Source organism: Xanthomonas sp. LF02-5 (assembly GCF_034105325.1).
In the GTDB taxonomy this organism is placed as follows: domain Bacteria; phylum Pseudomonadota; class Gammaproteobacteria; order Xanthomonadales; family Xanthomonadaceae; genus Xanthomonas_A; species Xanthomonas_A sontii.
Genome location: NZ_JAXGGF010000002.1, coordinates 315,170 through 327,270 on the forward strand (window position 1 = coordinate 315,170; position 12,101 = coordinate 327,270).

Below are 12,101 nucleotides of genomic sequence, written 5' to 3' on the forward strand. Positions count from 1 at the left end.
CCACACTCCATCGTCAGGGCGGCCATTCTGGGGCCGGCCATGCGCCGCGCCAACGGTGTCCGGCTGCGCAGGCGCGCCGGTCCCCATGCTGCGCGCGCTCATTTGCGCTGTTCCGCGGCCCACAGCGCCAGCTTCTCGCGGCCGATCTTGGCGTTGTGGCGGATGTCCACCGGAAAGCCCGGGTGGCTCAGGAAATCGACGATGCCGGCCGTGTGCGCATGCGCGGCAGCGGTATCGCGCAGTCGCTGCTGCAGCGCCTGCAGTTCAGGGCCGCTCGAGAGCATGGCGCCCACTTCCAGCTCGTAGCACAGCACCGGGCGCTGCTGCCCCGGCGCGCCGATGCCGACCAGGGCGGTGCGGCCGATGCCCGGCAGCGCGTTGAAGATCGGCTCCACCTGTTCGGTGTACAGCGGTCCCTGCGCGGTTTCCACGCGCTGGGTCTTGCGCCCGCAGAACCACAGCCGGCCCTGCGCGTCGAAATAGCCGACGTCGCCCATGCGGTGCACGACGCGCTCGCTGCCGTCGTCCAGGCGTTCGCGGATCTTGGCCAGGCGCGTGGCCGCATCGCGGTTGAAATAGGTGTCGGTGGCGGTCGGGCCTGCCACGGTGATCTCGCCGACCGTGCCCGTGGGGACTTCGCGCACGCCGCTCCACTCCGGAATCGCGGCGTCGTCGATGGCGATGATGCGCACCTGGTTGGGCGGCACCACCGTGCCGACGCAGGTGCCGGCACCGCGCTCGGTCGCCGCGCGCGTGTCCTGCAGCTCGCGGCCCTCGATCACCGCCACCGGCAGGCACTCGGTGGCGCCGTAGGGTGTCCAGAACTGGCCGTCCTCCGGCAGCAGGCTGCGGATCCGCGCCACCACGTCCGGCGGCACCGGCGCGCCGGCCGAGGTGGCGCAGCGCACGTTGGTCAACGGCTTGCCGTAGTCGGCCAGCACCCGCATCAGGGCCGGCGAGCCGAACAGCTGGGTCACGCCGAAGCGCTGCATCGCATCGTGCAACTTGCGCGGGTCGACCTTGGCCGGACGCGTCGGGTCCATGTCCGGGATCACCGAGGTCAGCCCCAGCGCCGGGTCGAACAGCGCGAACGGCGGGAAAGTCGGCAGGTCGATCCCGCCGGGCTGCATGTCGAAGGCATTGCGCATCAGCTCGATCTGGCCGACGAAATGCCGGTGCCGGTAGACCACGCCCTTTGGCACGCCGGTGGAGCCGCTGGTGAACAGGATCGCGGCGACGTCGTCCGCGGCCGTGTCTGCGAGCTGGCTGCCGGCGCCCTGGCCGGCGCGCTCGATCCGCGCCAGCGTGGTGCCGCCCCAGGCCCAGCGCCGGCCGACGGTGACGATCCGTTTCGCCGAGCGCGCCCAGCCGAGCAGACGCCGCGCCAGCTGCGCCAGCGGAATGCCGATGAAGGCCTCCGGCTGCGCCTCGTCCAGGCACTGCTTGAGCGCGCGCCGGTCGATGCCCGGATCGACCAGCACTGGCACCGCGCCGGCCTTGAACAGCGCGAACATCAGCAGGAAGAACTCCGGCGACGGCCGCACCATCACCACCGTGCGGGTGCCGCGGCCGATGCCGTAGGCGCCCAGGCCGGCGGCGATGGCATCGCTGCGCGCGTCCAGCTGCGCATAGCTCAGGGTCACGTCGTAGGCCGCCATACCGCCGGGGCCGGGCCGGCCGGGGCAGCGCATGGCGATCTGGTCCGGGCGCTCGCGCGCCAGCCGCGGCAGCGTCGCCGCGATGTTGCAGGTCGTGGTCATGCGCCGATTATCGCCGATGCGCCGGGCCGCAGCCGACATCCCGGCCGCGGCAGCCGCGGCTGAATACCGGAATGCTTGCAGCGCGCTCCGGTTCGGTCAGAATGCCGCGCCCCCCACGCTGTTCGCCGCGCAAGGCCCGGCCGCCATGTCCCATCCCTGCCTCACCTGCGGCGCCTGCTGCGCCTACTTCCGCGTCAGTTTCCACTGGAGCGAAGCCGATCCCGCGCTGGGCGGCAGGGTCCCGTTCGAGTTGACCGAACCGCTGCGCACCCATGAGCGGGTGATGCGCGGCACCTCGCAAGCGCAGCCTCGCTGCATCGCCCTGGACGCGGACATCGGCCGCTACAGTCGCTGCAGCATCCACGAGCGGAGGCCGTCGGTGTGTGCGGCAGTGCCGGCCTCGCTGGAATTCGGCGAACGCAGCGCGCAATGCGACAAGTCGCGGCTGGCGCACGGCCTGCCGCTGCTGACCCTGGCCGACTGGGACGGCGTGGTCGAACGCAATCTGCCGGACGCCTGAGCGGCGGCGGCGCCAACACGGCAGGGGGGCCGTAGCATCTGCCCTTGTCGCCGCGGGACCAGCCGCGATCCGCGTTCCCGGCAACGCCCGATCGCGGCTGTAGCCGCTCCTACGCAAACTCCTGCAAACGCCCATCCTGGCGGCACCCGAAGAGCGGCGGACGCGCGCCGCATTGGCTCAGCGGTGCTTCCACGCCGTCGGCACCGGATTGGTCACGGTGTTCTTTTCCAGGGTGTAGGTGCCGTTCTGCTGGGCGATGGCCTCGCCGGTATCGACGATCGCGTTCTGGATGAAGACGTTCCTGTCCTCGCCACGGATGAAGGTCAACTGGTGGAAGGCGGTCTTGTTGCCCCAGTCCTCCGACGGCAGCGAGATGAAGCGGATCGTGTAGGTCTGGTCGTCGAAGCTGCCCTGCAGCACGTACACGCCGTAGTGGTTCTCACCCTGCGAAATGATCTTGTACATACCGTTGCTGTAGTAATAGATCTCCGCATCGGGGAACGGCTTCTTGTCGTACAGCTTGCGGTAGTGCAGCACCTGCTTCCAGGTGGGCTGGCCGAATCCGACCGTCAGCGTCTTGCCGTCCGCGGACGTGGTCAGGTCTTCCGCATGCGCACCAGGCACGCTCATCGCCGTCAACAGCATCGCCATCGCCATCGCTTTCACTCTCTGTCTCCTGTCCGATTGCGTGCAGCGTCCGCTTCCGCGCGACGCGCACGTCAGCGGCGACTGTACCCAGCCAACAATGTTGCATCACGGCAATCGGTAGCAGTTTGCGCGCGCCCGTGTAGACGATCCACGGCGCAACGCCGGCGGCGGCGTCGCGGCGCACCTCGCGGCAATGCCTTTCCTGCATGCGCGGCGCGCCGATACGGCGCGCCGCAGGAAAACGCCGGATCTGTCCGGCGTGCGTGCTCAAGACAGCGGATGCGCGTCCAGAAACCGGCGGATCGCCGGCACCAGCACTTCGTGCTTGTCTTCCAGCACGTAGTGGTTGGCATCCTCGAAGGCCATCACCTCGGCCTGCGGCAACGCGCGGCGGAAGCCTTCCAGGAAATGATGGTCGAAGCAGATGTCACGCAGGCCCCAGCCGATGAAGGCCGGGCGATCGGCGAACGACGGCAGCGCCTGCTCCGCCCGCGCCAGCAGCGACCAGGCCTTGTCGGCCGGCGACAGCGGAATGTCCTGCATGAAGCGGATCGTGGAGATGCGGTTGGCCCAGCTGTCGTACGGCGCCACGTAGGCGCGACGCACAGCGGCAGGCATGCGTCGCGACACACCCAGCCACGACGCGCCCGAAGAGAACGCATTGAACGTGCGGATGAACCACTCGCCCGGGCGCCAGTGCCGGCCCATCGCGATCTGCCACGGCATCGGCTTGGCCGCCGGCAGCGGGAACGCCGCGGTATTGGTGATGACCAGGCGACGCACCTGCGCATGGTGCGACAGCGCCCAGCCGAAACCGATCATGCCGCCCCAGTCGTGCACCGCCAGCGTCACCGGCCCGTCGATGCGCAGATGCCGCAGCAACGCATCCAGGTCGTCCACGCGCGACTGCAGGGTGTACTCGTAGCCCGGCCGCGCGCCCGGCGCATCGTCCGGCTTGTCCGACAGGCCCATGCCGATGTGGTCGGGCACGATGCAGCGGTAGCGGTCCGACAGCCCGCTCACCAGCGTGCGCCACAGATAGCTCCACGACGGATTGCCGTGCAGCATCACCACCACCTCGCCGTCGCGCGGGCCTTCGTCGAGATAGGACATGTGCAGCCCCGGGCGGACCTGCAAGCGCTGCGGGGTGAAGGGATAGCCGGGGTAGTTCATGCGGGGGACCGATGCGAGATGGAAGAGGAAGACGGCACCGCCGCGGCGCATGATGCATTGCCGTCGGCGTGCGGCGTTGGGGAACTCATAACGGCTGCGCACCCTCGCTGAGGATGTCCAGATAAGCCTGATAGGCGAACACGCGGTGCCGCTGCTGCCCGGTGAGTTCGTTGACGATGTCCAGATCCTGCAGGGTGCGGATGGCGGCACGGATCGTCGGTGCGCTGAGCGGCAAATGCGGCTGGACCTGCGGCACGCCCAGCAGGACACGACGGGCGAACTGCTCGTACACCAGGCCCACGTTGCCAGCGCGCGTTCCCAATCCGGCGATACGTGCGCGGTCGGCCGCCAGCAGTGCCAGCAGGCGCTGCGCGGTGGACACCGCCTGTTGCGCGGTGTCTGCAACGCCCTCGAGAAAGAAATCCAGCCAGCCTTCCCAGTCGCCCTCGGTGCGTACCGCGTTGAGGCGCTCGTAGTAACGCGCGCGATGGCGCTTGAAGAACAGGCTCAGGTACAGGCTGGGCGCGCGCAGCACACCTTCGTTGCACAGGATCAACGCGATCAGCAGCCGCCCCAGCCTGCCGTTGCCATCGCTGAAGGGATGGATGGTTTCGAACTGCACATGCGCCAAGGCTGCCTTGACCATCGGCGAGACGTCGCGGCCAGGCGCGTGCAGGAAGCGCTCGAAGGCGGCCAGCACCGCATCCAGGGCTTCCGGCGGCGGCGGCACGAAATGCGCCAACGCCGGCGAGGCACCGCCGATCCAGACCTGGCCCGAACGGAATTCGCCCGGACGTTTGCCGGCGCCACGCCCACCTTGCAGCAGCAGCGCGTGCATTTCGCGGATCAGGCGCAGCGACAGCGGGAAGTCATCCTCGCGCAAGCGCCGCAGCCCGTGGTTCAGCGCAGCGACGTAGTTGGAGACTTCTTCGACGTCGTCCAGAGGGACACCCGGTGCCTCGTCCAGTTCGAACAGCAGCAGATCGGACAGCGACGATTGCGTGCCCTCGATCTGCGAGGACAGGACCGCTTCCTTGCGCACGTAGTGGTAGAGGAACAGCTCCGGGTCCGGCAGCATCAGGGTGATGCCATCGAGGCGACCAAGCGCCTGGTCGGCCTGTTCCTTGCGCGCGATCAGCAGCGGCGCCGCCAACTGCAGCGGCGGCTCGGGCGGCAGCGGATCAGGAACGAACGCCTGATAACGGCTGCCCGCCAGCGACCCGGGGACATAGTGTCCGGTACAGCGTCGAGACGACATCAGGCAATCCTTGCCGTGGCCGGAGACGGCTCTTAAGAAAGAAATTTAGCAAATTTCTTTCTAAACACCCAAATACGGCGCGCAAGGAAAATTTGCGCGCCTGTCCTGCGCCTGGCGCTTACCAAACCACCTCGGCCATCGAGCAGTTCAAGCCCGAGCCGATGCCCATCAACGCGATCCGGTCGCCCTTCTTCAGGCGGCCCAGCTCGCGCAGCTTGCTCAGCACGATTGGCACGCTGGCCGGGCCGATGTTGCCGTATTCGCCGAAGATGGTCATGACCTTCTTCTGGTCGATCCCGAAGCTCTTCATGAAGGCCTTGGTGTGCGGAAGGCTGACCTGGTGGATGACGAACTGGTCCAGTTCGTCCACCGCCCACCCCAGCGCCTGCCGCGCGGCGGCGAAGGTCTTCTGGCCCAGCTTGAGGCCTTCGATCAGCAGCATGCGGGTGTCGGTGACCATGCGGTCCATGTTGCCCCGGCACAGGGTGTTCCACTGCGTGGCCGAGCGGGTCACGCCACCGCGGTAGCGCGGCGCATCCGGTGCCAGGTCGGTACGCGCCATCACCATCGCCACGGCACCGCACCCCAGGGTCAGGGTCGCCATTTCGTCGCGGAAGGCGTCGGCGGTCAGATCCTGCGAGGCCATCCGCTCCAGGGTCTTCTCGTACACCAGGTTGGCGGTCTCGCCATCGACCACCATCGCATAGTCGATATCGCCACGCTCGATCATGCGCGCCGCGATGTCCATGCCGTTGATGAAGGCCAGGCAGGCGTTGGCGACGTCGAAGGTCATGCACTGCTCGCTCACGCCCAGATTGCCGGCGACGATGCTGGCGGTGGACGGCTCCAGGTAATCGCGACTCACCGACGTGTTGACCAGCAGCCCGACCTGCCCAGCCTCGATGCCCGCATCGCCCATCGCCTTGCGCGCCGCCAGCGTCGCCACGTCGGACGCCTGCAGGTCCTGGTCCCACATGCGCCGCGCGTGGACGCCGGCGATGTCGCCGAGCACGTCGGCCCGGATCCGCAGCCGGTCCAGGGTCGGCTGCAGGCGCGCGTTGATCTGCTTGGAGGTCAGCGTGTGCGGCGCGTCGATATGCGCCAGTCCCGCGATCGAGACGTTGGTGAAGAGCATCGAGGTGTACGCCAGGGTCAGGCGAGGGGGCGCCAATTCTAGCGGTTACACCGTTTTACCGCATCTTTAACAAATCCCCGGAAAGCGTATGGTCTGAGCGGTTCAGCGGCCGCCGCACTGGTAGGCGGTGAAGCGCTGGTCGCCGTCGACCGGGTCGCCCATCGCCTGCACGGTGTTGGCGCCCACGCCGGGCGCCTCGTTGCGGGCCAGGGTCTCCAGCTCCTCGCGCACCCGCAGCGGGTTGCGCTGGTAGAAGCCGACGCTGCTCTTCACCGACACCACCACCTCGCCGCGCTTCTCGCAGCCGCTGGCGGCCTGACCGGGCGGCAGGACCCGCACCCCTTTGCCTTCCGGCGCCATCGGCACCCAGGTGCAGCCGGCGAGCGTGGCGAGCAGGACGAAGGCGATCGGTAGACGCATGGACGGGCCCGTTGGCAGGTGAATCCGGATTGTGCCGCAAAACGCTGAATCGGCCATGACACCGTCGGCCTGCCGGCGCCGGCAGGCAGCGCGCGCCGGCCATCGCCAACGCGCACCGCCGCACTCAGCGCGGCGCCGGGGCCGCCGCCCCGCCCTGCGGTACCCCGTCGGCATCGATCACGGTGACCTCGCCCAGCTTCAGCGCGCGCACCGGCGCCTCGATCTGCTTGAGGTCGCCCACCACCACCCAGGTCAAGGTGTTCGGGTCGAGCATCGACGCCGCCTCGCGCACCTGCGCCGGGGTCATCGCCTCGATCTCGGCCTTGCGCTTGAACACGTAGTCGTCGGGGCGGCCATAGCGGACGATGCCGCCGATCGCGCCCATCACCGCGCTGGCCGTCTCGTAGGCGCCCGGCAGGCTCAGGGTCTGGATGTTTCGGATGCGTGCCACCTCCTCCGCCGTCGGCGGTGCCTTGCCGCTCGCGAAGGCGCTGATCTCCTTGTACATCTCCTGCAGCGCCGGGGCGGTCTTGTCGATCTGCACCGGGGCCGACGCGGTCCAGGGCCGCTGGCCAAGGGCGCTGGCCGCGCCGCTGCGCGCGCCGTAGGACCAATGCTTGTTCTCGCGCAGGTTCATGTTCAGGCGCGAGGTGAAGTCGCCGCCGATCACGCCATTGGCGATGTCGAAGCGGACCGCCGCCGGATCGGTGGTCGGCGGCACCAGTTCCGAGGCGAACAGGTTGGCCTGCACCGCGCCGGGCTGGTCGATCAGGTACACGCGTGGCTTGGCCGGCCGCGCCACGCGGGCCGGGACCGGCACCGACGGCGCCGTCCCTTCACCCTTCCAGTCGCCGAACTGCGCGTCCAGCAGCGGCACGATCTCGGCCAGGGTGGTGTCGCCGACCACGATCAGGGTGGCGTGCTCCGGGCGCACCCAGTCGCGGTGGAAGTCGACCAGATCCTCGCGCTGCAGGGCCGCGATCGCCGCCTCGGTGCCGATGCCGCTGAACGGCATCGCGTAGGGATGGCCGACGCCGTACAGCAGCGGCGGCAGCACCCGCATCGCCACGCCGTTGGGCTGCGCCTTCTCCTGGCGGATGCTGGCGATCCAGCTGGCGCGGACCCGTTCGATCTCGTTCGGCGCGAAGCGCGGCCGCCGCAGCATGTCCGCGTACAGCGCCAGCGACGGCGCCAGGTTCTCCTTCAGCGCCGACAGGTAGGCATTGCTGCCGTCCAGCGCAGCGCCGGCCGCCAGCGACGCCCCCAATGCCTCGGCCGCATCGGCGAACGCCAGCGCATCGCGCTCGCCGGCGCCATCGTCGAGCATGCCCATGGTGAAGTTGGCCGTCCCCGGCTTGCGCCCCTGGTCGGCGCTGTAGCCGCCCTGGAACTCGTAGCTGAACTGCACCACCGGTACCTCGTGGCGTTCGGCCAGAATCACCGTGGTGCCGTTCTTCAGCGTCGCGCGCTGCAGCGTCGGGAACGTCAGTTTCGGAAACTGGGTGGTCTTGGGCGGGCCGGCGCTGCGGTCGACCACGCTGGGCAGGGTGCGGTACTTGGGATCGACCGGCGGCGGATTCAGCGGCGCCGGTTGCACCGTCGGCTCCTCGGCCTGCGCCACGCGTTCGCCCGGCTGCACCAGCAGGGTGTAGTCGCCCTTGCCCAGCCACTTGCGGCCGACGGCGGTGAGATCGCGCGGGCGGGTCTCGGCGATGGTCGCCAGCGAGGTACGGAAGCAGCCGGGGTCGCCGGTGTACACCGCGCACTCGGCCAGCACGTCGGCCTTGCCGCCGAAGCCGCCGATGCGCTCGACGCCACGGATGAAGCCGGCGCGGAAGGCGGTCTTGGCGCGCGCCAGTTCGGCCTTGTCCGGCCCCTTGTCCAGCAGCCGGCGCAGCTCCTCGTCGATCGCCGCCTCGACCCTGGCCGGGTCCACGCCCTGCTTGACCATGGCGATGATGCCGAAGCCGGAGCCGAGCTGCGACGGCCAGACCGAGGCGCTGACCATATCCACCAGCTTGTCCTGGTGGACCAGGCGCCGGTCCAGCCGCGAGGAGGTGGCGCCGCCCAGCACCTGCGCCAGCAGTTGCAGGCGGTCGACGTCCTCGGTGCCGGTCTGCGCCACGTTCCAGACGCGGTAGATCCGCGTCTGCGGCACCTTGTCGGTCATGGTCTCGCGGGTGGACTGGCTGCGCTGGGCCACGTCGACCTTGGGCTGGGCCATGCTCGGGCCGGCCGGGATGTCGCCGAAGTAGCGCGTCACCTTCTCCTTGGCCGTGGCCACGTCGATGTCGCCGGCCAGCACCAGCACCGCGTTGTTGGGACCGTACCAAGTGCGGAACCACTGCTTCACGTCGGCCAGCGACGCCGCGTTGAGGTCGTTCATCGAGCCGATGACGGTGTGGTGGTACGGGTGGCCGGCCGGATACAGCGCGCGACTCAGCCGGCTCCAGGCCTGCCCGTACGGCTGGTTTTCGCCCTGGCGCTTCTCGTTCTGCACCACCCCGCGCTGCTCGTCCAGCGCCGCCTGATCGATGGCGCCGAGCAGGTGGCCCATGCGGTCCGACTCCATCCACAGCGCCATGTCCAGCGCGGTGGTCGGCACGTTCTCGAAGTAATTGGTGCGGTCGCTGTTGGTGGTGCCGTTCTGGTCGGTGACGCCGACCTGCTTGAACGGCTCGAAGAACTCGCCGTGGTGGTTCTCGCTGCCCTGGAACATCAGGTGCTCGAACAGATGCGCGAACCCGGTGCGCCCGGCCGGCTCGTCCTTGGCGCCGACGTGGTACCAGAGGTTGACCGCCACGATCGGCGCCTTGCGATCGGTGTGCACCACCACCCGCAACCCATTGGGCAGGGTGAATTGCTCGTAGGCGATATCCACCGACGCGGCGGCAGCAGGCCTGGCCGCCGTCGAAGGCGGCGCGTAGCTCAATGCGCCGAGCGCGACGGACAGGGCGACGGCCAACAGGGCGCCACGCGGGCGGGTCGAGACGGTCATGCGGATTCCTTCTTCCTTGGGGCGAGTGAAACAGCCGGTGAACGCCGATCGTACCGGGCGTACCGCACGGCGCGCAGTCCGCCGTTGTCGCTGACGCCCTTCTGCAACGGCGTCACCTCCGACCCATCAGCGGGTCGGCTACCGCCTCCGACGGCGCCGCGCTGTCCGCGTCCGGCGTACGCGAGCGCCCGGGTGTCCGCCCGCGGACACATCGCCAAGGAAAATTCTCTTTCAAAAACAGAAACTTGGAATTGGCACGCGGTCTGCTTACACATCCGCAAGCGCAAGAGCCACCGGCATTAAGTGAATGAAAGCTTAATAAAACAACCGGGCGCAAAAAAGTTCTTGCAACCCCTGATTAGGTGTACTACCTTACTACCACACCACTGATCAACAACACCAACGAGGCCCGCCATGAAGACCACCGCCCTGCTCCTGACCGCCGCCATCGCCGCCCTGTTCGCCGCGCCGTCCTTCGCCGCCGCGCAGATCACCACCCTGGAGACCGTGCAGGTGCGCCCGTCGGCCGACCAGATCGCCCAGCGCAACGTCGAGCAGACCAGCGGCATCGCCACCCTGGCGGCGGTGCAGGTGCGCCCCTCGGCCGAGCAGATCGCCCAGCGCGACGCCGAACTGTCCAGTCGCATCGCCACCCTGGCGGCGGTGCAGGTGCGGCCCTCGGCCGAGCAGCTCGCCGAGCGCAACCAGGAGCAGGCCGCCAGCCAGCACGTGGTGACCCTGGCCACCGTGCAGGTGCGTCCGGATGCGGACATGGGCAGCATGCTGGCGATCGGCGACGTGGTCGGCGAGACGCTGGACACCGCGATGCTGCAGCTGCAGCCGAGCCTGCAGAAGCTGGGCCAGGACCTGGCGGTCGGCCTGGTGCGCTGAATCGGCACCAAGGCCTCCGCGCCGGCGCGTACACTGCGCCGATGATCGCCACCCCAACGCTGCACGTTCTGCTGTACCAGCCCGAAATTCCGCCCAACACGGGCAACGTCATCCGTCTCTGCGCCAACACCGGCGCGCAACTGCACCTGATCGAGCCGCTGGGCTTCGACCTCGGCGACCGTCAGCTCAAGCGCGCCGGCCTGGATTACCACGAGTACGCACGATTGCAGGTCCATGCGTCGCTGGATGCGGCCCTGCAGGCCATCGCCCCGCGCCGCCTGTTCGCCCTCAGCACCCGCAGCAGCACCCGCTACGACACGCCCGCCTTCGCCGACGGCGACGCCTTCCTGTTCGGCCCGGAAACCCGCGGCCTGCCGGACACGGTGCTGGAGCAAGTGCCCGACGCGCAGCGCCTGCGCCTGCCGATGCAGCCGCACAACCGCAGCCTCAACCTGTCCAACGCGGTCGCGGTGGTGGTGTTCGAGGCGTGGCGGCAACTGGGCTTTCCCGGCGCCGACTGAGCGTACGTCGCGCGTCGCCTGGCAACGCGCCATCCAGTGTTCTATCGCTGCATCGCTGACGCGGCACGCGCCACGGCACTGCAGGCGTCAGGACAGATCGTGCAGGTCCTTGCCCAGCACCGGCCCCAGGCTCCAGTCGTAGAAGCGGACCATCAATCCTTCCCGTTCCGGTGTGCACGTCATCGGGCCGACGAGGTAGGAGGAGGCGACCGGGAACGGGCACAACCGCACCAGCGGCCAGGATCTCCCGTCGCGCGAGACCTGCAGGCGCAGCACGCCCTTGTCCACGGTGGCGCGCATCCAGAAATCCGACGCGTCCGCTTCGTACGGGCCGGTGGCCCAGTCCGAACGGCCGTCGGTCAATACGCTGCTGAGCATCGGCCGGCCGTCGCTCAGTTCGATCCCGGCCTTCACCCAGCGGCGCTCGTCGACCCGCACCATGAGGCCGGCCTGATCGTAGAGTTGCTCGAACTTGCCGCGCACGCGCAATTGGCAGGTGAAGCGCGCGGGTGCGGCGATGCCGAGGAAATGCCCACTGTCGCGGGTGAACCCGTAATGGGTTTCGCGCCAGAAATCGCCGCCCTTGTCGGTGACGACCTCGAGCACGCCGCCCGGCAGGATCCGATGGACCTTGGGCGCGTTGAGCCAGGTGCCCGCCTCCCAGCCGGAAGCTGCCCCCGCGCGCGCACCCCTCGCCAGCACGACGCTGCCGGCGGCGAGCCCACCCAGGGTCGCCCGACGACCGATATCCACGTCCTGCTCCCCGGAATTCGCCAT

11 protein-coding genes are annotated in these 12,101 nt (G+C 68.9%); 3 read left to right on the forward strand and 8 right to left on the reverse strand.

Going from position 1 to position 12,101, the window contains the following annotated elements; translation table 11 throughout:
* Positions 1-98: 98 nt before the first annotated feature.
* Entirely contained in the window at positions 99-1,760 is a 1,662-nt protein-coding gene (gene oleC, locus SLW52_RS07455; RefSeq protein WP_043090305.1) for an olefin beta-lactone synthetase, read from the reverse strand.
* A gap of 145 nt (positions 1,761-1,905) precedes the next feature.
* On the opposite strand from oleC, the gene SLW52_RS07460 reads away from it, so the two are divergent.
* Positions 1,906-2,280 (forward strand): YkgJ family cysteine cluster protein, encoded by a 375-nt coding sequence (locus SLW52_RS07460; RefSeq protein ID WP_017911452.1) that lies wholly within the window; start codon positions 1,906-1,908, stop codon positions 2,278-2,280.
* Between the two features lie 177 nt (positions 2,281-2,457).
* Here SLW52_RS07460 and SLW52_RS07465 read toward each other — a convergent pair whose 3' ends face one another.
* The 6 genes from SLW52_RS07465 to SLW52_RS07490 all read right to left on the reverse strand — a co-directional run bounded on the left by SLW52_RS07465 (position 2,458) and on the right by SLW52_RS07490 (position 9,912).
* Positions 2,458-2,937 (reverse strand): hypothetical protein, encoded by a 480-nt coding sequence (locus SLW52_RS07465; protein WP_017907733.1) that lies wholly within the window; start codon positions 2,935-2,937, stop codon positions 2,458-2,460.
* A gap of 258 nt (positions 2,938-3,195) precedes the next feature.
* Positions 3,196-4,101 carry an alpha/beta fold hydrolase gene (locus tag SLW52_RS07470; RefSeq protein WP_320739876.1) on the reverse strand — a complete coding sequence of 302 codons (906 nt, stop codon included), beginning with the start codon at positions 4,099-4,101 and terminating at the stop codon, positions 3,196-3,198.
* Between the two features lie 85 nt (positions 4,102-4,186).
* On the reverse strand, positions 4,187-5,359 hold the full coding sequence (locus SLW52_RS07475; RefSeq protein ID WP_173003392.1) for a Fic family protein: 1,173 nt from the start codon (positions 5,357-5,359) through the stop codon (positions 4,187-4,189).
* Positions 5,360-5,477: 118 nt separating this feature from the next.
* The gene (locus SLW52_RS07480) at positions 5,478-6,494 is read right to left on the reverse strand and encodes a 3-oxoacyl-ACP synthase III (protein ID WP_017907736.1); all 1,017 of its coding nucleotides are present in this window, start codon (positions 6,492-6,494) and stop codon (positions 5,478-5,480) included.
* 102 nt (positions 6,495-6,596) lie between these two features.
* A complete protein-coding gene (locus SLW52_RS07485; RefSeq protein WP_017907737.1) occupies positions 6,597-6,914 on the reverse strand; it encodes a DUF4156 domain-containing protein in 318 nt (105 codons plus the stop codon).
* Between the two features lie 124 nt (positions 6,915-7,038).
* The gene (locus SLW52_RS07490) at positions 7,039-9,912 is read right to left on the reverse strand and encodes a pitrilysin family protein (RefSeq protein WP_320739877.1); all 2,874 of its coding nucleotides are present in this window, start codon (positions 9,910-9,912) and stop codon (positions 7,039-7,041) included.
* 414 nt (positions 9,913-10,326) lie between these two features.
* Between SLW52_RS07490 and SLW52_RS07495 the strand changes: the two genes are divergently transcribed.
* Together SLW52_RS07495 and SLW52_RS07500 are read left to right on the forward strand one after the other, a co-directional pair.
* Positions 10,327-10,803 carry a hypothetical protein gene (locus SLW52_RS07495; protein ID WP_320739878.1) on the forward strand — a complete coding sequence of 159 codons (477 nt, stop codon included), beginning with the start codon at positions 10,327-10,329 and terminating at the stop codon, positions 10,801-10,803.
* Positions 10,804-10,844: 41 nt separating this feature from the next.
* Entirely contained in the window at positions 10,845-11,324 is a 480-nt protein-coding gene (locus SLW52_RS07500) for a tRNA (cytidine(34)-2'-O)-methyltransferase (RefSeq protein WP_017907740.1), read from the forward strand.
* Positions 11,325-11,411: 87 nt separating this feature from the next.
* Here SLW52_RS07500 and SLW52_RS07505 read toward each other — a convergent pair whose 3' ends face one another.
* Positions 11,412-12,101 carry a DUF1349 domain-containing protein gene (locus SLW52_RS07505; RefSeq protein ID WP_320739879.1) on the reverse strand — a complete coding sequence of 230 codons (690 nt, stop codon included), beginning with the start codon at positions 12,099-12,101 and terminating at the stop codon, positions 11,412-11,414.

Bases quoted from the DNA above. Each gene is read 5' to 3' on its own strand.
- SLW52_RS07485 (WP_017907737.1), bottom strand. From the start codon at position 6,914: ATGCGTCTACCGATCGCCTTCGTCCTGCTCGCCACGCTCGCCGGCTGC.
- SLW52_RS07470 (WP_320739876.1), bottom strand. From the start codon at position 4,101: ATGAACTACCCCGGCTATCCCTTCACCCCGCAGCGCTTGCAGGTCCGC.
- SLW52_RS07500 (WP_017907740.1), top strand. From the start codon at position 10,845: ATGATCGCCACCCCAACGCTGCACGTTCTGCTGTACCAGCCCGAAATT.
- SLW52_RS07475 (WP_173003392.1), bottom strand. From the start codon at position 5,359: ATGTCGTCTCGACGCTGTACCGGACACTATGTCCCCGGGTCGCTGGCG.
- SLW52_RS07490 (WP_320739877.1), bottom strand. From the start codon at position 9,912: ATGACCGTCTCGACCCGCCCGCGTGGCGCCCTGTTGGCCGTCGCCCTG.
- SLW52_RS07460 (WP_017911452.1), top strand. From the start codon at position 1,906: ATGTCCCATCCCTGCCTCACCTGCGGCGCCTGCTGCGCCTACTTCCGC.
- SLW52_RS07480 (WP_017907736.1), bottom strand. From the start codon at position 6,494: ATGCTCTTCACCAACGTCTCGATCGCGGGACTGGCGCATATCGACGCG.
- oleC (WP_043090305.1), bottom strand. From the start codon at position 1,760: ATGACCACGACCTGCAACATCGCGGCGACGCTGCCGCGGCTGGCGCGC.
- SLW52_RS07505 (WP_320739879.1), bottom strand. From the start codon at position 12,101: ATGGCGAATTCCGGGGAGCAGGACGTGGATATCGGTCGTCGGGCGACC.
- SLW52_RS07465 (WP_017907733.1), bottom strand. From the start codon at position 2,937: ATGGCGATGGCGATGCTGTTGACGGCGATGAGCGTGCCTGGTGCGCAT.
- SLW52_RS07495 (WP_320739878.1), top strand. From the start codon at position 10,327: ATGAAGACCACCGCCCTGCTCCTGACCGCCGCCATCGCCGCCCTGTTC.